This window comes from Streptacidiphilus sp. P02-A3a (genome assembly GCF_014084105.1).
In the GTDB taxonomy this organism is placed as follows: Bacteria; Actinomycetota; Actinomycetes; order Streptomycetales; family Streptomycetaceae; genus Streptacidiphilus.
In genome coordinates this window covers 337,026-360,671 of record NZ_CP048289.1, presented here as the reverse complement: position 1 = coordinate 360,671, position 23,646 = coordinate 337,026, and the positions used below count along the sequence as shown (strand labels likewise).

Sequence of the window (23,646 nt, the reverse complement as noted above, 5' to 3'; positions counted from 1 at the left end):
GACTCACTCGCCGCCGTCTGTGAAGTCAACAGCTGCGAGACCAGCAGCCTTGCGTGCTTCATTGACCATCGAATGATCAAATTTGGCGATCTGCACAGGAACGATATACTTGCCTGAATAGGTCTTCATGCGAACAAATCCAACGTCCTCAGCGCGCAGAATGCTCGGCACCCAGACCTTGAAGTCATAGTAGTGGGCCAGCTCTCGGGTCTCATTATCGGAATTCAGATGTGCAATCAGCCAGTTTGAAGTGTTCGAGAGGATTCGCTTATCAACTGATGTCACCTCCTGAGTGGCGTAGATAAGACCCATTCGATACTTGGCGGCCTCTTTCGACAGCCGAACCCAGGGGTCGTCAGCAACCTCTCGACCACCGCGCTCAAACAGGTTGTGCGCCTCTTCGACAACGACCTGCATCGCCACTGGATCAGCGTCCGATCGGAATCGCTCGCTGGCACAATTGAGGAGGTGAGTAACAATCCTCTCCGACATGACTTTCGCTACAAGATCATTTCCGCTCGATAGATCAACAATGGACAGCCGGCCAGCGAGCATGTCCTTCCATAGGAGATCAGCGACATCTCCAGTTGACTGTGGCCCATGAAAGGCGCGGATTGTGCGAATAGCTGAAGTCACGCCGGTATAGTTGTACACGTTGAATATATCCGGGAATCGACTGTTTTCATCGTGCCACTTAGGGAAGGTATCCGCGTGCCCACCGGCCCATGTCGCGAGCGCTAGCGCGTCACCCGAGGAGCCCACCGAATAGTAGCCCTTGCCAGCGGGCATGATTGCACCTGGGTGTGCGGTAAGGAATGGTGTTGCGTTGGCTTCGGCTAGAGCTATTCGGAGTGGCGCGAAACTGGTGGCCTCGAACCCGCATTTTGCGAGGAGGCCATAGAAGGCAACGAGAGCCCAGCCCCAACGATTATGGGCGCTGTAGTCTTTGCGATCAGGCTCAGTGAAGTCTGCAGCGCGAAAGCTCTTGGCATAGTTCGTGTTGACCGAAGCGGCCGCATCGCTAACTAGACTCCACGCGGCATCGAGTACGTCACGGTCGTAGAAGTTGATGCGCAAGGTCTTCTCTCGCGCGTCGGACAGGTCAGGATCAACCTTGTAGATCCGCACGGCGCCGTCGTCATCGCCGAGCAGACGTAGGCCGGTGCCATCCTGGCGGTTGACGTTGGCATACTCGCCCTGAGGATCGAAGACCAGTTGCCCGATCGAACGCTGATGCTCTGAGCCATATCGGTGTACGGCAGTAACAAGCGTCTTGATTGTGTTGGATTTACCCGTCCTGGTCATGCCGAAAACGGCAGTCTTCCGACCAATGAAATCCGACACATCAATTCGAACGTCAGCCTGGTCGGTGCCCGCGATCAACGCCTTACGGCGAGTCGCAGCGAACCTGACCTTGCCAATAACAAGTGCGTCCTGAGCTTCCAAGGGCGCCGGGTAGGAAGCGAGCCAAGACAGCACATCTGTCGATGGCAGAAATACCTGGTATCGCGCGGAAACGACGACGTTGTCGATATCCGCACCATACTCAACCCGAGCGTCGCGAGCATCTGTCTCCGTGTAGAAGGTCCCGAGAACCTCACAATCGAAGGCAGACTGTTGGAGCTCGTTGCGGGTGAGGACGTCGGTGACGTCATCGAAGCCGACGCCCGAAGCGCCAGCATCTCGGACAACGGCAAGGCGAGTCTGGATCAGTTCCGACTCGTTGGGGAGCGGCGCAGTCCCGCGAACGCGAAGGAGGATGATCTCCTGATCTTCCAGGACAAACCCGACTTCGGTGTTGTCCCCAGCGACCGCGAGCAGGAAGCCGCCACGTGGTACGCCACCAGCCTCGTGCTTCTTGAAGTCATCAGTCAGGACAACGGCGGAGTCGTAGTCGAGTCGGAAGATGCCACCGACGGGTACGCAGCTCCTGTTGATCAGCGCTGTGAGCGGCTTCCTGAGTTCAGTAGACATCTGAACTGTCTTCGCGATCCCTGTCACGCCACGCTCCCCTTGCGTCTTCCTCAACAACGCGGCGCTACAACCAAAGTAGCCGCGACCGAGTGGGCAAGATCCTACAGGCGACCCCGCACACGGAGTCTCGAAAACCCTCGAACTGCTCTCAATCTGCACGACGCCCTCAGCCCTTGGACTGCCTCTTCAACTCACCCTCGTCTGACGACCTGCGGAGCCGAACGCCAGACGGTGGCGGCGGACCTCGAGTCCAGTTGCCACCAAACAGCTGCTTCAGATCTCATCTGCACCCCTCGCCTCAACGGACCACCGCCGGCCCGGATCGTCGAGCAGTCCGACCTTCGCCATGAATCCGTCTCGTTCAGGCGAGGTACGAACGATCGACCGGCATCTTGGAGCGGTCGTTGGCCTACGTGGAAACGGCCAACCGTGAGGGCGGCCCTCCGGTAGCGAACCGGAGATTGCGCAGTCATGGTTGACCACCTGACGTAGATGAGCCGCAGTCCCGCATGCGACCGTCAGAATTCAGTTGTCTGACGGACTGTCGGTGAGGAGCCGACTGCAGCATGCTGAGCGATGATCTGCGCACGCTTCGTACGAACTACGGGCAGGCCATGCGCCCCGAGGATCCGGATCTGCTCCGGTTGGCCGATCCCCTTCACCTGCAGCTGACGAACCCGGCAACACTCAGGGACGAGATCGTCGCCGACCTCAACCCCACAGTCCGGGGATCGGCAGGTGGGCGGCCTACCCCAATATCGACCGCAAGAGCAGAATTCTGCTGTTGGACTACCCTGCCGCCTGCGCCCGAGCCGTGCCGGACAACCTGATCGAGGCACAGGTCGAGCGCCTCGAACTGGATCATGCGGTAGATGACTTCTCCGCCGGTACACGTTGAAGCCGCTGGGGGAGCCGTACGACTCCACCGTCGCCTACATCGAAGCCCACTACCTCGTCGACTGAAGAACAGGCGAAGACCCGGATCCTGCGGCCATTGCCGGGGCAACGTTGAACGACTGGTTGTGGGCGGTGCTGGGCACCCAGCACCGCCCACAACCACTCACTATTTCTGCGGCCCGACTTCCTCGATGGTCTCCTCTTCCACGCCGGGCTCCACGGTCGGCGTCTCCTCCGGCGCGATGGTGCGTCGGTACTGCGGGTGGTCGAGGTCCATCTGCTTGGCGGCGTGCAGGGGGACTGGGAAGCGGGAGCGGCCGTCCCAGAACTGGCTCTGGTGGCAGAGCTTCGCCGTGGTGATGGCAAGGGCCTCCTCGGATACTCCGGCGGCGCAGGCGAGCGGATAGATCTCGTTAGCTGTCATGGCGTACCAGTTCTGCGGCATCTCCCCTTTCCGCCGGTCTTCCTTCTTCTCGGCGAAGACCGAAGCCTTGGCCTCCCAGCGCGTGTACTTCGAACCCAGTCGGTCCGACCCGCTCCCGTCGAAGGCCCGCGGGACGTTGGGGAGGATCCACACCGGCGTGCCGAAGTCAGTGGTGACCTGGTAGAGCGTGGTCGCGGTGTCCCCCTCGACCGGCTCGCCCGCCTTGGCCTTGGCGATACGAGCGGTGCTCACTGGCTGCGGCACCTCCTCGTCGTCGGTGTTGATGCGGATGATGGCTTGGGGCCGGTCGTCGCGGCTCAGAGTGGCGCCGGGGAGCCAGTAGCGGCTTCCGCCGTCTGCCGGCGCGCCGCCCTGCCGCATGTTCTGCAATCCGTCCCACAGCCGCCGCGAGGCGAGCTCGTCCACAGTGATGACGTACGGGGTGCCGTCCAGTTCATCGGCGAGATCAGCAAGGGCACCCTCCACGGTCTCTGCCGCGTCGTCCCAGCGCTGCCGGTAGGTCTTCTTATCGCCGGTTCCCTCCGGATAGGCGCTGGCATGGAATGCCGGCTGGGCGGAGCGATAGGGCTGCCACTCAGGCCGGGTGGAACTCCAGCCGAGCATGGTCCAAGTGCTGTCGGCCGCTTGCGGCGGAACCAGAGCAGATGCGGTGATGACCACCTTGGGCTGGCCATACTCACCCTTGCGGCGGTTCTGCTGCCGGATGTGGATACCGACGTGTGCGATCCGGTCTACCGGATAGCCTGCTTTCTCTGGCCGGAGCGCGTTGGCGATGCGGTCATCGATGATGCCGAGCGAGCGGTAGAGGTCGAGAAGAGCCATCTGCGCGGGGTGGTCCTTGGCCTTGGGCCTGAGGACACCAGTCGCAGTCATACCCCGAACGTATTGGGTGGGGACACCGAGTTCCGCGAGGATGTGCTTGCTCTGGGGCTTGGCGTCGAGGTTGTCGAGGTCTGCCTTGGTGGCCCCCTCAAAGTCAGCGGTGGTGGGAATCTCAGTCTCGCACCAAGCGCCGACGATGATCCCGTCCTGGGAACGTAGCGCCGCCCCCGTGTCTGCCAGCGCGTTCCTCCGACCGTCCGGCCCTCCGGGCTTGAGGAACTCTGCGGCCTGGTGGAACACGGCGGTGATCTGGTCGCCGTGGAGGCTGAACTCTTCGCCCTCGTGCGGGTCCAAGCCCTCGGGGGAGAGGCCGAAGGTCTTGCAGAACGTATCGATCATGCGAAGGCGGGTCTCATCCCGGTACCAAAGGCAGGCAATACGCAGCTTCTTGAAGCCCGCAGCCTCGACGGACGCGAAGAGTGACTCTGCGGTGGGGAACAGGCTGCCGCGCGGGCGGATCGGACCCAGCTTCTTCGGCTCGGGATGCTCCACACGCTCCGCCTTCCGGCGGTCGTATTCTTGCTTGGAGATGTTCTCTGGGTCGGTCGGCCGGTGCGGGAGGTTCATGCGTACTTCTCGCGTCTCCAGCGGCTCGGCGGTTGTGTCGAACACCGTGGTGAAGTGCTGGTGCAGAAGCCTGAGGTGCTCCATGCCAGGGCCGGTGCCAATGGGGAACGAGAAGTTCTTGCCCAGGATGGGCCAGACCTGACCGGGGTGGTCACGGGGGAAGGAGGCGCTTTCCTTCGCCTTCTTCGCTTCGGCGAGCAGCTTCTGCTCTCGCTTGGACCGGTCGTCGATGGTGCGGAGGATGGAGTAGTCCATTTCCAGCCGGCCAAGGGCCGCAAGGGCCAAGCGGTTGACGGTGCGGGCACCTCCGAAGCCGTTGAGGCTGACCTCCAGAAGGGGGCGGTTTTCGCCGGGGTGCTCGGCGAGGGCGGTGGTGGAGAAGACCAGCGAGGAGGAGATGCGGCTCACCCGGGAGTCCAACAACAGCACAGGGCTGGAAACATTCGGCAGGGTCTTGAGCTTCAGCGAAGTGCGAGAGAGCGCGAAGCGTCCCCCCTGCTCGTTCTGCCAGGGATTGTCGAAGGCGACCAAGCCGCCCGTGGTGTCGGGCCGCAGCTTGACGGTCTTGCCGTCCCCGATGGCCCAAGGCGTTGCCGCGAGGTGTCGGGAGAGTTGCCAGGATACTGTCCGGTAGAGCCAGTTGGGAGCAACGGGCTGAGCGTTGGCAGTGGGCTCAAGACACTCGGCCAGAAGGTACCTGTGCTCCGTTGTGTCGGCAATGCGCTTGGCCAGTTCCGGTGGAACCGCGAGGTCGATGGTGCCGACCTCCTGGCCCAGAGCCAGCCAATACGTCAGGGTGAAGACGCGGCAGAGCAGCTTGCTGTCGAGAGGGTGAAGCGAGGCGAGGAATGGCGCGCGGCGGTCCGGGTCGAAGTAGACGTAGCCCCCGCTGAGCATCCCGAGCACGGTGGTGGCGATGGAGTACGGCGCCTGGGCCGCGTCGTTCTTGAACTTCTTCTTGCACTGCCCATCGAAGTCGTCCCAGAGCTTCCAGGTGGCCTCGTCGAGGTGCCGCACGTGGACCGCGGCATCGCCGACCAGCTCGGGGGTGCAGCGGAAGGCGAGCGTGTTCAGGTACTTGCCGGGTTCGCGGTCCTGCTGGGTCATGCGTCCTCTTTCTCTTCGCTTCTGGCCGGTTGCTCGGGACTCAGGGCTCGTCGGGCTCGATGCCTGCGTAAGAGAGGAAGGCGTTGAGGGCCTCCCCATACAGGCGGTTCATCTGCTGCCGCACCTCGGGGGTCCACTGAGAGTGGATACGGCGCAGGACTGTCTCCAGGTCGGCGCTCCAGGTGTCCTCGTGAAAGGCGTAGTCCACCATGTGCAGCACGGCTTCTGTGCCGCCGCGACGGGCGCGGCCGGCGAGCTGGATGAGGTCGACGATCATGCCTGCGACGACCTCCTCCTGAAGCGACTTGTGCATCGCCGTGAACTGGGGGGCTGTGCGCAGCAGGAGCGCCAGGCGGTCCCAGGCCGCCTCCCGGGCCTCGGTCAAGCTCTGCGACGGGTCGGGGCTTCCGCCTGGCGGCAGGGCTCGCAGGCCGGCGGCGTTGATGCTGCCGTACATCTCGGCGGGTTCGTTGAGTAGCGCGAGAGGGCGTACGCACAGGTAGACCGATCGGACCGCCGAACGGGTGCCCACGACGATGTTGAGCCCCCGGGCGATGAGCGACAGGGGAACGACCAGGATCTTCCCGTACTGCGGGAAGTCCTCGAACTCCTCCGCAGTCAGGCGTACGGCCACGTTCTCCCTGGGCAGCTCAGAGTCGACGCTGTGCCGGTCCTCGGCACGGACGGCCAGGCACAGCCCGCCGTCGTAGCGTCCGGCCCTGGCGATACCGCGGGCGAGCCAGGCGCACTGCTCGTAGGAGTTGGCCACGACCAGGACGTGTGCCCGGTCGGGGTCTTTCGCCGCCGTGCGTTCGAGCTCGCGGTGGATGTACTGGTCGTACAGGTTGCTGCCCAGTTCGATGAGCGCGTCCTTCTTGCGGCTGGGATGGGTGCCGGAGACCTTGATGGGCTCCCCGAACAGTGGGTGGCCCTCGCCGTAGTCGATGCGGTGCTTCCTGGCCCGGATGGACTTGGCCTGGGCGTCGGTCATCCACCAGCGCACTGGGGCGTGAAGGTGCTCGCGTACCGCCTGGGGGAAGTAGGCGGTGGCCGACAGACCTATCACCGGTCGCTCAACGCCTGCCAGGATCAGGGAGACGATTCCGCCCAGTTCGGCGGTGAAGGTGTGCGGGTCGCCGGTGATGGTCTGGGCGACCAGGGCAGCGTTCCTCTCCTTGTCGTCGAGTCCGGTGACGCGGTAGCCCGTGATTGCGCGCCCGAGCATCCCCAAGGGAAGGACCGACGAGACAGCTGTGGCCTGCAGGTTCGACGCGATCTTCTGGGCTGAACGCAGGCCGGAGGAGCGGTAGTCGTGGGCCTTCTCCTGAAGGGCTGACAGTGCCTCGTCCAGTTCGACCATCGCGGTTCGGGTGATCAGCAGGTTGATCGCCTGAGCGCGCCGGTGCGGGTCCTTGACGGTGCCTTCGAGGAGGCCGTGAAGTTCGAGCTTGACCGCGTCCAGCAGATGTTCGCCGCGGGGTGCCACGAGTGCGCTGAGCGCGTTCCTCACCTCGTGCCAGTCCGGTTCGAGCAGGCTTGCCTGTCCGGTGAGCGGGTCGCGGCGCTGGTACCGCGCGGGCATAAGAGCGTTGAGTCGCTGGAACAGCTCGACTGGGATGTCGGCACCGTCCATCGAGTCCGCTTCCGGCCACAACGAACGGATCAAAGTGCGGTCCCGGCCGCGTGCCAGGTGCCAGCGACTGCTGGTTTGGTCGGGGATGCGGGCCTGGGCCCGATCGTCCTCCGTGGCGTGCAGGCTCAGGGCGCTCTTGCAGATGCTCAACAAGAGGAACTCGGCCATGAGCCGGGCATGACTGACGGCCGGCAGCAGGTTGTGCTCATCGTCGATACGCAGCCGCTTCGCGTCGCTGTCCATCTCCTGAGGCGCAGCAGACCAATGGCGCCGTGAGTGCAGGACGATCTCGCTGGCGCACTTGTCGATGGCTCGGGACTGGAACTGGTCGACTTCGTCGATGGCCACCGCGTGGAAGGCCCGCAGCGCGTATTCGGCAGCGGTCATGCTGCGTACGGGCCGACCGTCCAGGTTGACACCGATCCGCAGGTTGCCCTGCATGAACACGTAGTGGTTCATGATGACGACGCTGGCGGCAGCCGCCTCGTAGACCGGGGCGAACTTCCCACATGTGGGGATCCAGGGGCAGGCCGCCGAGCCCACACCCTGTCGGTGCAGCGACAGGCACGGCTCGCGCCCCGGCGGATAGTCGCCGGTGGCTTCGAGGAACGTCTTCTGGGCGCAGCCGTACGCCAGGGGATCCACATCGCGCTCGGCTCGCTCACCCCACTCACCTGGTGCGTCAGGATCCTCGTTGATCAGGGAGACGAGCTTGAGCGCGCGGTCATGCATCCCCGAGGCGGACATCAGGTGCGCGCAGGTGGGCTCGTGCTCGATGGCCTTGACGCGGTGCAGGTGGGCAAGATCCCCGCGCACGTTCCAGGTCATGGCCAGGCATGCCTTGATGTCCGGCAGCACGATGGCGATGCGCAGGTTGTTGGCGGCGAACCACGCGGCCATGACGCGGACCAGGACGCTTTTGCCGGTGCCGGTCGGCGCATTGAAGATCTCCATGCCGCCGGAGGTCAGCGTCAGCAGGTCGCTCGGAGACACCGTGTCCGAGGTCTGCAGTACGTCGAAGAGCTGCCCGAGGGTGTGCCGCAGGTAGCGCTTCGCCGCCGGGTACCGCATGTCGATCTTCTCTGCCAGGTCCAGCAGCTCGGGCGTGGGGATCCGAAGGTCGGGCAGATACGGGACGGTCGACACCTGGGGGAGGCTGTCGAGGCTGAGCGCCTCGGTGAACTGGGGATAGGTGGGGATCACTAGTCGTCCATGGACCTGGCCCACGTCCTTCACGAAGATCTCCCCGGTGAACCACGTTCCCGGCCCCGCGAACTCAGGAGGCCGGGCGCGGGCACTAGGACGCCGGAAGCGGGTCGTCATACGGTCGACGTAGCCCAGCGGATCGCCCCCGAGCCGGGGGAATGCGGCCTGCGCTGTGAAGGGGTTGTCGCCCACCGGCTCGAACGAAGCCATGACCGACGAGTCACTCGATTCGTCGGCGCCCAGCGGTGTCAGCATGGAGCGCGCCGCAACCGAGAACGTCCGAACGTCAGCGAGTTCGCCGGGAGCGATGGAGCAGACCATCGCGATCCGCTGTTTCTCCTCGTGGGGCAGATCTGCCCACCGGTCCCAGGCCTGGTACTTCCCCGAGACCAGGAACGCCGCCTTGGCGAACGGGGCAGCACTGCGGGAATCACCCTCTACAGCCATGGGGAAGTAGTGGGCTGCGAGCGCCAGCGCCGTACAGACTGCGGTGTCCCCGATCGGCATGTCGCTCATGTCCAGCTCACCCCTGCCTTCTCGCAGACCATTTCGCCGAACTCGGATGCGGTGGCCACCTGCATGTTGTACTTCGCGCACACACCCGACAGCAGTGGCACCTGGCGGGCCCGGTAGTCCGGCACCACCAGCCAGTCGGCACCGCCTCGGTCGCCCTCCTGCGCATGGACGAGGTTCGCCAGCGTCACTGCCGACGTGTAGTCCTTGATGTCGACCTTGAAGGGCGTCTTCTTCCCCCGCTTGGGGCCCACCTCGACCAGGAGGTCGTAGGCGTCCAACCCCGGCCACAACGTCACCTTCAGCCCCCGCTCGGCGAGCCGTTCGTACAGTGCCAGCTCGGGCAGGCCGGGAACGGTCGTGTAGCGCCAGATTCCGCGGGTGAGGGCCTTGTGGCCCTCGGCGAGCAGCGCTTGCGGCACTTCCCTGACCTCCGGATACAGGACCGCCTCGCGACCATCCGGGCGCGGCGGCGACGGTTCGGGCAGCAGTTCGGGTGCACTGAAGTCCGCCGGTAGGCGGAACAGGTAGGAGGCTCCCAGGTCCGCATGCGGCGCGTACCAGCATCGCGCCGCTCCCACGGGGGTGACCGCGTTCTTCCGGACGACGATCCGCATCGGCCAACGACAGATCGGGCACGGGAACCACCACCCCCGGTAGACCGAGTCGTACGAGATATCCCTGTAGAAGTCCGCCACCAACGGAGGCAGCTTCAGCTCACAGAGGTCGTCAACCGGACCAGCGGGAAGTCGGATCAGGTCCTTCCGCCCAGCCTCGTAAACGACTTGGTCACCCTGCTTGCGCAGCAGGGCGTAGGCCGTCTCCTGGTCGATCTCCGACTGGAGTTCCCGATCGCTGACAACGCCCGCTATGGCGTCCAGTTTGCGCATCGTGTGCAACAGCATCTGCTGCTCGAGGTCGAAGTCGAAGGCATCCTCGGTGACCTGTCCGTCCTGGTCCACAACCAGGATCCCTTCCAGGTCCAGGGAACTGACGCCTTCCGGCAGCAAGTCGGCCAGGTCGCCCCTGAGCGCGCGCCGGAACTCTCCGAACGCCAGAGGGCGACCAGGGCCGCGAGCCGCCAGCATCGTGCCGTGGCACTCCATCAAGGTCACCAGGCGCTGCTGGGGTTCCAGCGCTGGCGTAGTCATAGCCTTCGCCGCGCGCAGAGCAGCCCGGGTCACCAGATAGCGGACCCTGACCTCATCGAGCGTCTGCGTGTTTTCGTCCGTGGGACTTGTCACAACTCTGGAGCATAAATGGCACCTCTGACAATCGGGCCGGTTGAGCAGAAAGGGGACGTCTCTACCGCGTTCCACCCATGAGCCCGTCGAGGCCTGTGGTATTAGTGCGCGGATAGAGTTCTCGGTAGACGTCAAGGTATTCCACTACGTGGCGCCGGCCGAGCTGGGTCAGCCGCCATCGGTACTCGGCGACGTGTGTCCCTCCAGGTGCCAGGACCGGAACAGAGTCCACCAGGCCGCGGCTCGGCTGCCCCCCCGGCTTGCCCGCATAGCCCACGCCGATAAAGAAGAGCGAACGGCCCGCCAGTCGGTCGTCGTCCAGCCCGGTGGGTTCGGCAGCTGCGACGCGGGACAGGACCCCCCAGAGCCACTCCGAGAGCAAGTGCGCCCCAGGTTCAGGTTCGCTCGCTTCACCGAGTCCGGCCCTAGCCGCCGCGCGGCCACGCTTGGTGATCTCGACCAGCACTCGCCCGACCTCCCCGCCAACGGGATGCTCGACCGTGTCCTCGGTGATCACCAGCAACCCGCGCCGCTCCAACGCGTGCACCGTCTGCCCGGCACCGGGATCATGCACTCCGCGCTGACGAAGCCGCTCCTGAAGCCGGGTGTACCCGACCGCGGAAGGCCCAGCCTTGAGCGTCAACGGCAGCTTGCGCCACTCGGCCGCCCGCGGCACAGCCAGGCGCTGGACCCTCCTCATCCACATCTCCGTCGCCGTCATACGGTCGTCCCGCATGATCTCGCCCAGATAGACCTGCTGACGCTCGTTCAAAGACTCCCATGTCGCCTGGGCTGCCCGGGAAGGCTCCCGCTTCCGCCTGTCCGCAAGCACCGGTGCGGGCTCGTCCACTCGCGTGCGCATCCACGCGTCCAGCACCATGCGCACAGGCACGCCGTATGCCTTGGCCAGAGGGGTGAGCAGGCGACCGGTCGCCTCAGGGTCCTCCCAGTGGCGTCCCCTGACCTGCCGTCCGTTCTCAAGCGCAGAGATCTTGGGCGCTGAGACACATAGCTCCCGCCCCGCCGACGAAGCACGCAGCAGCTCGGCGACTCGGTCAAGAGTCAGTCCGGCGGCGTACCTCAGATCGACCAGCGACTCCTGTCCACGCGGCGCCCCGGTAAGCGCATCCGCCTCACACCCAAGAGCAGCCGCCAACTGCTCCAGGCGAGGCGGCGTAGGGGTGTGCCTGCCCTCTTCGTAGAAGAAGATCATCCTGGGCGAGACCCCAGCCCTTGCGGCCAGCGCCGCGCGCGTGAGTCCCAGCTCGACACGCCGAGCCACCAGTCGTGACGGGTCGATCGTGCGCAGCGGGAGAGGCATGAACCAATAGAAGTCGAATGAAGACTTCATTGCAATAGTGCCACTGCAAGCGGGCTAGTCACCGCGCGAGGCCAGCTCGCCGGCCGACTGGCAGTCAGACGGCCGGGGTTCGTACAGACGGTCCAGCTGTCGGCAACGGGTGAAAACAGCCGTTGCCGACACCAGCCGGCCGCTTCGAAGTTGAACCCCGAAAGAAGCTTCGACGACGGGCCATCCACCCTGGGACTACGGGATCAAAGGTGGTCGCCTTTCCACCTGGAGTGGCCCCGTCCGGACCAGAATCGGCGAGCAAGTCAGTCGACATCGGCAGACTGACCCCTTTGGCCGAGGCCGCGATCTACCGTATGCCTCGTGCGTGACGTCGAGCACAAGAGCGGGGCACCCCTCTCGAACAGAGGTCTTCGCCCGTGACACGCGGTGGGTTGACACGCGTCGAGCGTGATGTTAGCGGTGTGGTGTCGGCGTTCGAGAGCCGTTTCACCCGCAAGGGGCAGAGGCAATTCGGCCAATTAATGGCTCACTCCCACCTCTTGAATCCTAGGGGTGGGTTCGAGATGGTACACCAGCTACCGATAAATAGGATTTGGAGAAGCGCATGACATCGATTTACCTGGCAGGAAAGATCGCCAAGAACGACTGGCGGCACTCCCTGGTTCCCCTGAGGGGTGCCTGGGGTTCGAGCGGAGGCGAGCCTGAGCCGGATTGGCCGACTATCAGCCGAGGAATCCTCGGCAAATTTGACTATATTGGCCCATTCTTTATGAGCGATGACCATGGATGTGGGCATGGATCAACCTCACATGGATGTGGCTTCAGTGGAGGGATCTGCGGAGGGGCAAATCCTGCCCCACATCGCGAGAAAATCAGGGACCTGTGCCTAGCTGCCATAGATCGCGCAGACATCTTCTTTGCCTGGCTTGACGACAGTACGGCATATGGGACACTGGTGGAAATTGGATATGCTTACGGGCGCGGCAAGGAAATCATTATAGCCTCCCCTGTCGAGCCACGACTTTCGAACGACCCCGGCGAATTAAGGCGAGCCAACCAAGACTGGATTCTTGGTGATATGTGGTTCGCCTTCTCTTGCGCTAAGACCATTATCGCGAGAACCCCGATCGAGGCTCTGAATAGGCTAGCAATAGCGACACCCGAGCTCGAATCGCCAATCGAGAAGGCCTTTTGGGATGCCTACCAGAAGATCACCCCTGCGGAGTTGGCTGACCTTCGGGCACAATACTCCGTTCTCGGCGGAAAATATCGGCTGGATTTTGCCATTCCAGAAAAGAAGATTGCAATCGAGCTGGATGGCTACGCCTGGCATTCTTCTCCGCAGTCATTCACTCGGGATCGCGCTCGCCAGCGAGATCTAGAATTCCACGGTTGGCGACTCATTCGCTTTAGCGGAGCAGAGATCGTAAATGATTCTTCCGGCTGCGTTCGCCAGGCAGCCAGAATGGTCAATGCCTGGGCTCGGAAGGTCTAAGGCGGAAATCCTCGTCTAGGATGCGGCGGCGCCCTTCGTACAGCGAGCCTGCCGGCGGCCCCGGCCGAAGCAGTAACGGTTATGGCCTGCCAGCTAGAAACCAGGGGGCGAACGCTCAGCCCGACAGAAGCCGTAAGGTGTCTGAGCGCTCAATCCTTCTCGGATGGCGATTGAGCTTCTGCAATCCGGTCTGGGCACTTAACTTTTGCCGCTTGCTTCATGCTCAAATCTTTGAGCGGGCAACCATTGTAGTGTCGCTTTGTCATGTGACAGCAAGGGCATTGGCTATAGCAGCTCATGAGGAATTTCCCATCTTTTTAACCTGGAAGACCGTGACTACCCCATATACGACAACGGCGATCGCGCCCGCCGCCATTAGTAGGGCACTGGCGCTCTTGGTGTATGCAACTGCTCCATGTTCGCTTGGAAGTGGTGAGAGCAGGGTGGCCAAGGACGCCGCGAGCACGGCGACCCCTGTGTTATAGCAAGCCAAGGCCAGCCATCCATACTTCTGCCAAGAATCAAAGTTAGCCTTTTGCTCTTCCGAAAATAGGGTAAGCCGAGAAGCGAACTCTAGATCCGTCCACCAGTTCTTCAACTCCTCTTGAGAGTAGAAGAATTTCTGACAGATGATTCCGAACTGGAGGCTAGCGATCAAAAAGATGATGGCGATCGTCAAAAGGAGTAGGGTCGTTCCTGGCCACCGAAATTTCTCTTGGGTCGCACCGACCAAGCCTATAGCAGTGACACTGAAGCCCGCGAGGAGCGGAGAAGCAATGTATGTTGTAGAGGTCAATGCAGCGCCGTATCCCAATGGAACTGGCTTGCGGAACACTGGAGTAACCAATTAACACCTAACCTCTGCTAATTCGCACAGCCGAGACGGGCACGTTAGTACCTAATCAGGTGCTGCCTTCACACTAAGCCGGGGCTTGGTTTGGAGCATCCGGAAGCGAGCCAGGTGGGTGACGCCGCGTCGTTGGCGCGCCTCGGCTGACTACCCGTAGCGTCCGCAGGCAGAACTCCGCCCGTCCTGAGAGTGGTACGGCAGTGGAACGCACGTCGGGCGGAGGCGCCTGGGTCCAGCGCTGGCGAGGCTTGCAGTTACCCGCAGCGGGCTGTCAGTCCCACTCACTAGGGTGCGGTGCATGCAATCGCTGATCACCGCCGTTCGCACCCACGACGATGCCGCTGCCTTTCTGGCCTGGCCGGGTGACTTCGACCTGGACCGGGGCGACCACGTCGAAGAGGTGCACCTTGCCTCGGGCACGGCGCTGGAGGGCTTCGCCGGGCACGGAGCCGGGGGCACGTACTTCTTCTGCGGTGAGGGCGGCGAGGAGCGGCCGATCCTGTTCGCGGACTCCGAAGGCCGTGCGTCACTGGTCGCCGTCGGACTGCCCGAGTTGCTGCAGTTCCTGTTGGTGGTGCCGTGGTGGCAGGACTGCCGGACGTTTACCGTGGAGCGGAGCCGCGAGCTCGCCGCTGGGTACCTGGTGGACATACCCGATCTCTGGGCTCGACGGGACCGGGCGGCAGCTGCCCTCGGTCTCTCCCTCCCGACGGAGGCCGACGCGCTGGCCCGGCTGCGGGAGGTCGCCACCGTGACGGGCAGGGATTTCGTTCTGGTCTTCACGCCGGAGGACGAGCCGTACGACGCGCTCTTCAAGGACCTGGCATGACCGTGCGGCAGTGGGTTCTGGCCCTGTCGGCCGGCGAGGAGGTGGAACGGCACGCTGCTGGAGCCCACCTGGCCGCGCTCGGTCCCGCGGCGCTGCCCGCCCTCATGGACGCACTGCGCGACGACGCTTCCCCGGTGACCGAAACCGCGCTGCTCTCGGCGCTGCGCAGCATCGGCGCCCCGGGCTTCGAACCGGTGCTCGATGCCCTGCAGGACGCGGTGCCGGGATCGCACTGGCGGGCGCTGCGGGTGTTCACGAGGCTGGGAACCTCGGTGCTGGATGGATACCTGCGGGCACTAGCCCACGACGATCCCTTCGTACGCCGGGCAGCGGTCAGCGGCATCAAAGGCTGCGGCGAGGACGCGCTGCCCGTAGCGAAACGGCTGGTTCCGCTGCTGGGCGACGGCAATAGGGAGGTGCGGCAGGCCGCTGTCCACGCCTTCTGTTCGTGGGGAGCAGCCGTTGTGCCGCTGCTGCAGTCGGTACGCCGCAACGGACCTGGTTCGGCGCGCGGGGGTGCCCTGGAGTGTCTGGCGGAGATAGGCGGCGAGGGGGCGATCAGTGCGCCTGACCGAGCAGCGTTGGAGCGTCTTGTCCAGATCAAGCTGCTGGACGACCTACCGGTCCCCCTCGCGTGCTGCTTTCTCTCCTGGATCGCGGTGAGTACCGGCGACCAGGCCGGCGTCACGGAAATGCTCGGCCTGACCGCTGCGTATCCGGTGCCGTTCTCCACCGGCGTCCACGCCGCGGACTGCGACAGCCACGGCGGACTCGACGACGACCCGCACGACCGGTATCGAAGAGTGTTCGTCACGCCCGAACTCGCTGGCTGGACCCTGGTCGTCGGCTCCTGGTGCGACCCCAGCGCAGCTGAGCGCGAGGCTGACGTACTGGACGCGTGCGAACGCCTCAGCGCCCGGTACGGGCGCGCCCAGGCGTACTGGTACGGAGCGCAGAACGACGGCTCGGCCGTCCTGGTCGCCGAGCGCGGCGAGACCCTGCGCCGCCTCGCATACATCCCGGGCGACGATACGCAGCACCTGGACCTCGGGATCCCACTCGCCTACGAGCAAGAGCGCCGGACCGCCCTCGGACTGCCCGCGTTGACAGCGGAGCACTTGGAAGTTGACGAGGACGACGACGAGTGGATGTGGGAACTGCTCGAAATCGCCACCAAACTGGCAGGGGAGCTGAGCCTCGACCCCCTGTCGATCGACGCGGGCACTCCGGCCCGGGGCATCGGCCTGCTGGCCCTCACCGAATACGGCCGCCGCCTCGGCGCTCCGTACGGAGCGCTTCGCATGTGACAGCGTCGATCTCCTTCGTTCCCTGGATAGTTTCTTCGGTGGTCACGGCAATAGTGGCGCCCTCGTACGCTTTGCGGGTGACCCTTCCCGACGTCGAGGCCGACGCTGCCGCTTCCTGCCTACCTGATCCACAGGTGCTGCTCCGCGACACGGACTGGCAGTCGCTGAAGCACGCGTACCCGGGCCCGTGGGACCCCCGCCCGCAGCTGACCGCGCTATTGGATCCCGACCCGGTCGTGCAGGCGCAAGCCCTGAACAACCTGGAGCCGGTGCGTCACCAGAACTCGACCTACGAGGCAACTGCACCCGTGGCCCTCTACCTCGCCGGCATCCTGTCCGATCCGCGTGCAGTGTCTCTGGTGCATCTCAGGACGCATCCGGGGACGGAACTGCGGCCGAGGGCGTTCCGCGCGGCGTTGCTGGACTGGCTCGGCGAAGTCGCCTATGACGCTGACGACTCGTGCTTGGAACTGGGACGCCGCCACGGTTTCGAGCCGTACCCAGCCCAGGAAGCCCTGCGCTCGCTACGACAGGTGCTCTTTCACGCGGCAGTACCATTCCTCACCGACGCCGACCAGGAAGTACGGGAGGCCGCACTGATTGCAGTGGTCCCCATGGTCGAAGCCCCGGAACTCGCCCAGCATCGCGAGGCACTGATGCCGTTGCTCCACAGGCTCCTGGCGAGCAGCCAGGACCGTTGGCACCGCTCTCGGGCCGTCGACGCCTGCACGGCCTGGGGTTGCCACGCTCACCGACGGCCTGGCACCCCCGGAACACCGTTGCAGGACGCGGAGCCACCCTTGTGGAACGGCGGCTTCCGAGAAGACCCACCGTTCTGATCACGGTGGCAATGTCCAGGCCAATGCTCCATCCAGCGCCGCGAGCCAAGGCTACGGCGAGGGTTGCAGTTGGGGTTGCATTCAGCCTCGTTCGCAAGGGTCCACAGAGGGTGGATGGCCTCACTCAGCGCAGGTCAGGACGCGGATGTACCCCGCTGGACACCCGGACGAACAGTTGGAAAGCGTGTTGGGGGCAACCCCTCACGAGTTCGAATCTCGTATCCTCCGCAGGTCAGAGGGCCCGCACCGTTCACCGGTGCGGGCCCTCTGCGCTTTTGGTCTCAGTTTTGGTCTCAGTTGAGCCCGGCCGGACGTACGCGGACCTGGGCGAACAACGTCACCACTCGTCCGTGTCGCCGTACTTTCCCGGGTTCCTCGCACGGTCGACGGCCTGGACTCGCGCCTGGGCGAATGCCTCGGCGACGGCATCGGCATCGATGCCGCGGACGTGGGCCTCGACCTCCTGGCCCGACCCGCTCCGCCGTAGCGTGCGCCAGGCGGCCGGCCGAGCGGTGTAAGCATCCACCTCGAACTCCCACGCGAACTCGGCCCATTGTTCGGGCAGTTCTGCTGCGGACTCGGAGCCACCGGGGAGGAAGACGGCACTGGCGCGGTGGACAAGCCGTCGAGTCGGGACGGACTCGCAGACCTCCGCCTTTCCGAGAGGACTCTCCAGCTCCCACTTCTCCACCTCCCACTCCTCGACGGCCGCCGTCGCCTCGGCGTGGTCGGCACCCCACTGGTCCACCACGGCGAGGGCGAGTTCACGGGACACGAAGGGGATCTGGTGCTGGCCGACCCTTGCGACGAAGACGAGGGGTACGGCCGCCTCAACGTCGAGACGGGGAGGGAGGATCTGAGCACTCGCGGGCTGGGCTTCGGCCGCACCCCACAGGAGCCCGTCGACCTTCTGCGCCGTCTCCGCGAGCAGGGGGTCGGTGACGTGCTGGTAGCGCTTGGCCATCGACGAGGAGGACCAGCCCATGATGGCCATCACGATCCGTTCGGGCACTCCGAGCAGTAGAAGCACCGTGGATGCCGTGTGGCGGGCGTCATGGAGGCGACCGTCCCGGACCTCGGCCTCCGCCAGCAGTTCCTTCCAGTGGTGGTAGTCAGTGTTGGGAATGAGGGGTTCGCCGGTCGGCGAGGCGAAGACGTAGTCCTTGTCCGTCCACTCGTCGCCGGCCAAGCCGCGCTCGCGATCCTGCTCCACCCTGTGCGCGACCAGGAGATGGACCAGCTGGTCGGGAAGACCGATGGTGCGCTTGCCCGCGCGGGATTTGGTGTCCTTGGTCTCGCGTCGGATCTGCTCGCGCCGGGGGCAGTACCCCGGCTTGCGCCCGCAGGTGTCACCGCATCCGTGGGCGTAGCGAGGACGCAGTCGGCCTCGCTTGACGCGCACCACGCCGGAGGCCAGATCGACGTCACTCCACTGCAACCCGAGGACCTCGCCCTGTCGAAGACCCAAGGCCAGCGCGAACACCCAGCGTGTGGCGTTGCGTCGCTTGGCCGCCGCCGCGAGCAGCCGCTGGACCTCTTCGACTGTGTAGGGCTCCACCTCCTCCTCGTCGAGGCGAGGGGCTTTGGCGATGACGGCCTGGTTGACCACGAGGTGGCCTCGGCGCACGGCCTCAGCCAGAGCGACGCGCAGTGTGCGGTGCGCCTGGTGGGCAGTGGCGGGCTTGCTGCCGTTGCGCTGCATCTTCGCGTAGAAGCGCTCCAGGTGCTCGGCTTCCAGCTTGACGAGCTTGTGTGCACCGAGACCGGGGACGAGGTGGACGCGCACCGCGACCTCGTAGCCGTCGAGGGTGTTCTCGGTGGCGGTGAGCGGAGCGATCTGGGTGATCCAGTGGGTGAGCCAGGCCCCGACGGTCCAGGCTTGGCTGCCGGCCTTACGGATGGTTCCGGCGTCGCGCAGCTTCTCCAGCTCACGGACCTTCTTGATCACCTCCGGCCGGGTCTTCGCGGTGACGTGGCGGCGGTCGGGCTTGCCGTCGTCCTTGACGCCGACGGTGACGCGACCGTGCCAGCGCCCGTTCTTGTCCTGATAGACGGAGGAGGCGCCGTTGGGCTGGCGGGACTTCTTCGAGGTCATGCTGCCGCCCCCGCTCAGGCTGCGACACGCAGGACGGGCGCGTCACTGGTACCAAGGCGCGCCGAGACGTACTGGTCAAGTGCCGCTGCTGGCACTCGGCGTACGGAGCCGACCAGGATGGTGGGGATCTCCCCGGCCGCGATCAGCCCGTACATGCTCGTGCGGCCGATTCCGAGTCGTCGGCCGGCCTCGGCGACGGTGAGGGCGACCAAGGTGGAGTCGACCCTCTCCGCGTTGGCAGCGCTGAGCGCCCGGCGCAGCTGGCTCTCGGTGACGCCGAGGGCCTCGGCTATGTCGGCGGCGGTCAGGCAGATTTGGAGCATGGCAGGTCCTCCCGGCGCGCTGGCTGTGCGCGGCCGTGGTCGGTGGTCCAGGGATGGGCGGTGCGGTGAAGTTGCTGTGGCGCATGCGGAGCCTGGGCGTTCGTGCGCCCGTCGTCCGGCGTTGCTAGCTCTCAGCTCCCGTGGCTGGCGGGAGACCGGGTCAGTGCGGGAATTCCTCGTTGAGACGTTCCCGGAGTTCGTCCAGCTCAAGGCTCTTCTCGACGTGCTCCGAGACCTTGCGGGACTCCCGCTCCCTCTGTTCCAGGTAGTAGTCGTAGATTCCGAGCGCTTCCAGGAAGGGGCGTCCAAGGGTGCTGAGTCCGAAGGTCGTGTTGGGATCGTCGCTCAGAAGGATGCTGATGTCGCGGATCGCCGCCAGTTCCTTGGGGTGGGCTCTCGCGTAGCCGTCGAGGTCCTCGGCGACCCGGTACACGGCGTCGCTGGTCTCCTTGCTGGCTCGCATGGCGTCCAACAGGTTGCGGAAGTGGCTCCTGAGCTCAGGTGTGATCACGATCTGCGGCGGAGAGATGAGGTCGTCCAGGGAGATACCGAAGACCTGTGCGAAGGCGACGGCCTCGTCCAGGTTGATCCTGCGCGGCGGATCGCCGTTCTCGATACGCCAGACCGCCGACTGGTTCATCGGACATCCGGCTTCCGTCACCTGCTTGGCCAGGGTCGCGGTGCTCCACTCCCGTTTCTCCCGCTCAGCTGCGATGCGCTGGGCCGCGTATTCCTCGCTGCCCAGTAGCGCCCGCCCCAGGCGGTTGTCTTCCTCCACGGCAATCCTCCACGGATCAGATCGCCATCGGCGACCCTGTTTGCATCGGCCTGATCATGAAGCTACCCTGATGCACCAGGAAACACAAACACCGTTCCGAGTCGATTCGGAACGGCGGGTGCAGGGCTAGCCACCTGGTGCCCCAATGAGCGAAGCCCCCGGTGCACGAACACCGAGGGCTGAAGCGAAACCTGAGAACCGCCCATCCCTGGAACAGTCGACGTCGCAGAAGCCGGGTAGCCACCCAGAAGCTGCGAGTTAGGACATCGCTGTGCACAAGCCTACGGTCCCCGACCCCGAGGCGTCGAACCGCGCTGGTCGGACCGAGGTCGACGGGCTTGCCGTCGGCCAGCCGCCCCACGACCCAGGCGCGGAGCAGGCCGTCCTGGGCGCGTGCATGATCAACGACGGCGCGGTGGAGGCAGTCCGCAGCATCCTGGAGCCCCAGGACTTCTACCGGCCGGCGAACGAAACCATCTGGCGGGCCATCGTGGCTCTCCAGGCAGCCCGCGCACCCACCGACCCCATCGCACTCGGCGACTACCTCGGCCGCCAGGACAACCTGTCGCGGGTCGGAGGCAAGGACTACCTGCACGCCCTGGTAGCTGCAGCGCCGCCCGCGACTGCCAACGCCGAGTACTACGCCGGGATCGTGCGACGAGCCGCCGAGTTGCGCACCCTGCACAGCTCCGGCATCCGGACGGTTCAGCGCTCCATGGCGGCTGGTGCTGATCCAGACGAGATCCGCACCGCGATCACAGCAGAGCTTCGCGCCGAGGGTGAGCGCGCCCTCTCCCACGGCTCTAGCCGCCTGTCGCGGCACATCGTCAACGGCTGGGACTTCGTCACCAAGACCGGCGCCGACAAGGAACCGCTCTGGGGCACCCGCGAGCAGACCGCCTGGGCACCGGGCGAGAGCCTGATGATCGTCGGCCCTCCGGGCGTCGGGAAGACCTCCATCGCCCACCAGGTAGTGCTGGCCCGCATCGGCATCAACCAGACCGCCCTCGGCATGCCCGTCGCCCCCGTCGAACGCGTCCTGTACCTGGCGCTGGACCGGCCGATGCAGATCGCCCGCGCCATGGCCCGCACCATCACCCCCGCCGACGAAGCCCTGATGCGCGAACGGCTGGTCGTCTGGGAGGGGCCGCTGCCGGCCACCCTGGACCGCGAACCGGACCTGCTGGCCGAACTCGCCGCCGCCCACCGCGCCGACACAATCGTCATCGACAGCCTCAAGGACGCCATCAGCACGATGGTCGACGACGCCCTCGCGGTGGCCTACAACAACGCCCGCAGCCGCGCCCTGCGCGAGGGCGTCCAGATCATGGACCTGCACCACCAGCGCAAGTCCGGCCAGGAAGCCACACGCGGCCAGCGCCCCAACCTCGACCGGGTCTACGGCTCGACCTGGCTCACCTCCGGGGTGGGCAGCGTCCTGTTCGTCAACGGCGAGGCCGGCGACCCCGCCGTCACCATCCACCACCTCAAGACCGTCACCGGCGAAGTCGGCCCCCTCGCCGTGATCCACGACCACGTGCGCGGCACCAGCCACGTCGAGAACACCCTCGAACCCATCACCATCCTGCGCAACGCCCCCACCAGCCTGACCGTCAAGGACCTCGCCAGCATCATGACCGGCGAGACCAACCCGTCCCGAGGCGCGGTCGAGAAGGCCCGACGGAACCTGAAGAACCTGGTGGACAGCGGCCTCGCCGTCGAGGAAGGGGGAGCCGCCGGGGGACGGGGAGGCGGACAGCAGACCCGCTACGCCCCCTCCCAGCGCCACATCACCCCCAACACCCACCAGCCCACCGCCGAGCCCGTGGTGGCGGCCGTGCAGCCCGTCATTCCCCTCGCCGTCGTGCCCGGCCCCCGCCCAGAGCCCGTCGAGCAGGACCAGCGTGCCGTCGCGGCCATGCACCGCAGCCCCAGAGCGGCCACAGCAGCGGGCGCGGAGCGTTCACGGGACCGTACACGCGGCCCCGATGCCCCGAACCGTGCCCAGAACGCACACACCGATCACGGTCCGAAGCAAACCCGCAGGTAGAGCGTTCACGCGACCGTACACGGCGTACACGCGGCCAGCGTTCACGCGCAAGCCCCCCCTTAAGAGGGGGGATTGCGTGTATGCCCGCCCGTGAACGTCCACCAGGGCCCCGTGATCCAGCTTCTTGCTCCCCTGACCGCGCCGGGGAGCCGCTGCATAGCCCACCCGCGCCGGCCGGCAGCCCTGACTGCCTCGGCCTCCCCAATTCCTCTCCGCTGGAGCAGATATGACCACCACGCCCGCCGCTACCGCCACGCATACCGACGCCCACCTTCCGCAGTACAGCGGGTCGGCCCACCGAGCCAACGGCTGGGACCGGGTCGCGGTGGGCCTGCTCGGGGTGCTCGGTTTCGCCCTGTCGTACTCCGCGCTGCAGCAGATGGCTACCGCCGCCCACATCCTGCAGCCCCTGTCCTACGTGTACCCGCCGCTGGTGGACGGCTTCATCGCCTACGGCGTGCGCGCCGTCCTGGTCCTGCGCACCGCACCCCTGCCCGCCCGCCTCTATGCCTGGATGCTGTTCGGCGCGGCCACCAGCGCCAGCATCTGGGCCAACGCCCTGCACGCCCTGGACCTGAACCAGCCCGGCACCACCACCCTCCACCTCGGCAACCCCGCCGTCGTGGTCCTGTCCGCGATACCGCCACTCGCCCTGGGCGGTGCGACCCACCTGCACGTCCTGATCTCCCGCTACGGAGGCGCACCCGCGAACTCGGCCAGTACGGTTCCGGACGCGAGGCCCGAAGTCCGCCCGCAGGTTGTGGACGGATCCGACCCGGCCACCGGAACCCCCGCCGGGGTTCTGGACCGCCCGATGCCAGAACCGCGCGAGCAGCCTGCTGGCCAGGCCCTCGCTGGCGGCCACCAGGCCGCGCCGCAGGCCGCCGCCGTAACCCCGAAGACTCAACAGGACACCGACGGCGCTGCTGGCCCGCAGGAACCGCCACAGCCCGCCGTTGCCAGCAGCGGCGCAGGTCAGGTCCTGCAGGAGGGTTCTGGACCGCGCCCACAGCCGAGTCAGGGTGGACGCCCGCCCAAGGCGACCCTGAACGAACTCGCCGAGGCCATCAGCGCGGCGCACCCGGATCCTGACCAGATCACCCGCGAGAGCGCCCGGAAGGCCATCACCGCCACCGGCCTGGGAGCGGGCCACGGGCGACTGAGTGAAGCCATGGCCCTGGCGCGCCAGGCCGCCGAGGGCCGCCAGCACCCTGCCGAGGATTGATGCCCACGCCTGGCCGCCGCCCGGACCGGAACCTGTTCCGGTCCGCGACCAGCCCCGCCAGGTCCAGCTCACCCC

Annotated in this window: 15 protein-coding genes; 6 read left to right on the top strand and 9 right to left on the bottom strand. The window is 65.6% G+C overall.

Annotation, left to right across the window (positions count from 1 at the left end):
• Positions 1–3: 3 nt before the first annotated feature.
• From GXP74_RS01695 to GXP74_RS01675, 5 genes are all read right to left on the bottom strand, one after another.
• The gene (locus GXP74_RS01695; RefSeq protein WP_225447655.1) at positions 4–2,001 is read right to left on the bottom strand and encodes an ATP-binding protein; all 1,998 of its coding nucleotides are present in this window, start codon (positions 1,999–2,001) and stop codon (positions 4–6) included.
• Between the two features lie 1,036 nt (positions 2,002–3,037).
• On the bottom strand, positions 3,038–5,872 hold the full coding sequence (locus tag GXP74_RS01690) for an RNaseH domain-containing protein (RefSeq protein WP_182449634.1): 2,835 nt from the start codon (positions 5,870–5,872) through the stop codon (positions 3,038–3,040).
• 40 nt (positions 5,873–5,912) lie between these two features.
• The gene (locus GXP74_RS01685; RefSeq protein ID WP_182449633.1) at positions 5,913–9,227 is read right to left on the bottom strand and encodes a hypothetical protein; all 3,315 of its coding nucleotides are present in this window, start codon (positions 9,225–9,227) and stop codon (positions 5,913–5,915) included.
• Positions 9,224–10,468 carry a hypothetical protein gene (locus GXP74_RS01680; protein WP_182449632.1) on the bottom strand — a complete coding sequence of 415 codons (1,245 nt, stop codon included), beginning with the start codon at positions 10,466–10,468 and terminating at the stop codon, positions 9,224–9,226. The genes GXP74_RS01685 and GXP74_RS01680 overlap by 4 nt, the downstream gene beginning before the upstream one ends.
• Positions 10,469–10,529: 61 nt before the next feature.
• Positions 10,530–11,819, bottom strand: a complete 1,290-nt coding sequence (locus tag GXP74_RS01675) for a helix-turn-helix domain-containing protein (protein WP_182449631.1) — start codon at positions 11,817–11,819, stop codon at positions 10,530–10,532.
• 565 nt (positions 11,820–12,384) lie between these two features.
• Here GXP74_RS01675 and GXP74_RS01670 point away from each other — a divergent pair.
• Positions 12,385–13,275 carry a DUF559 domain-containing protein gene (locus GXP74_RS01670; RefSeq protein WP_182449630.1) on the top strand — a complete coding sequence of 297 codons (891 nt, stop codon included), beginning with the start codon at positions 12,385–12,387 and terminating at the stop codon, positions 13,273–13,275.
• A 295-nt stretch (positions 13,276–13,570) separates the two neighbouring features.
• On the opposite strand, the gene GXP74_RS01665 is transcribed toward GXP74_RS01670, so the two are convergent.
• Complete coding sequence (locus GXP74_RS01665; protein WP_182449629.1) at positions 13,571–13,954, bottom strand: hypothetical protein; 384 nt, start codon at positions 13,952–13,954, stop codon at positions 13,571–13,573.
• A 469-nt stretch (positions 13,955–14,423) separates the two neighbouring features.
• On the opposite strand from GXP74_RS01665, the gene GXP74_RS01660 reads away from it, so the two are divergent.
• The 3 genes from GXP74_RS01660 to GXP74_RS01650 all read left to right on the top strand — a co-directional run bounded on the left by GXP74_RS01660 (position 14,424) and on the right by GXP74_RS01650 (position 17,100).
• The gene (locus tag GXP74_RS01660; protein WP_182449628.1) at positions 14,424–14,954 is read left to right on the top strand and encodes a hypothetical protein; all 531 of its coding nucleotides are present in this window, start codon (positions 14,424–14,426) and stop codon (positions 14,952–14,954) included.
• A complete protein-coding gene (locus GXP74_RS01655) occupies positions 14,951–16,261 on the top strand; it encodes a HEAT repeat domain-containing protein (RefSeq protein WP_182449627.1) in 1,311 nt (436 codons plus the stop codon). The genes GXP74_RS01660 and GXP74_RS01655 overlap by 4 nt, the downstream gene beginning before the upstream one ends.
• A 77-nt stretch (positions 16,262–16,338) precedes the next feature.
• Entirely contained in the window at positions 16,339–17,100 is a 762-nt protein-coding gene (locus GXP74_RS01650; RefSeq protein WP_182449626.1) for a hypothetical protein, read from the top strand.
• A gap of 337 nt (positions 17,101–17,437) precedes the next feature.
• On the opposite strand, the gene GXP74_RS01645 is transcribed toward GXP74_RS01650, so the two are convergent.
• The 3 genes from GXP74_RS01645 to GXP74_RS01635 form a co-directional block, all read right to left on the bottom strand.
• Positions 17,438–19,195 (bottom strand): site-specific integrase, encoded by a 1,758-nt coding sequence (locus tag GXP74_RS01645; protein WP_182449625.1) that lies wholly within the window; start codon positions 19,193–19,195, stop codon positions 17,438–17,440.
• A 14-nt stretch (positions 19,196–19,209) separates the two neighbouring features.
• Positions 19,210–19,518 carry an excisionase family DNA-binding protein gene (locus tag GXP74_RS01640; RefSeq protein WP_182449624.1) on the bottom strand — a complete coding sequence of 103 codons (309 nt, stop codon included), beginning with the start codon at positions 19,516–19,518 and terminating at the stop codon, positions 19,210–19,212.
• A gap of 160 nt (positions 19,519–19,678) precedes the next feature.
• On the bottom strand, positions 19,679–20,296 hold the full coding sequence (locus GXP74_RS01635; protein ID WP_182449623.1) for a helix-turn-helix transcriptional regulator: 618 nt from the start codon (positions 20,294–20,296) through the stop codon (positions 19,679–19,681).
• A 271-nt stretch (positions 20,297–20,567) separates the two neighbouring features.
• Between GXP74_RS01635 and GXP74_RS01630 the strand changes: the two genes are divergently transcribed.
• Both GXP74_RS01630 and GXP74_RS01625 read left to right on the top strand, forming a co-directional pair.
• Positions 20,568–22,346, top strand: a complete 1,779-nt coding sequence (locus GXP74_RS01630) for a DnaB-like helicase N-terminal domain-containing protein (protein WP_370468362.1) — start codon at positions 20,568–20,570, stop codon at positions 22,344–22,346.
• Positions 22,347–22,572: 226 nt separating this feature from the next.
• The gene (locus tag GXP74_RS01625; protein ID WP_182449622.1) at positions 22,573–23,571 is read left to right on the top strand and encodes a DUF2637 domain-containing protein; all 999 of its coding nucleotides are present in this window, start codon (positions 22,573–22,575) and stop codon (positions 23,569–23,571) included.
• Positions 23,572–23,646: the final 75 nt, after the last annotated feature.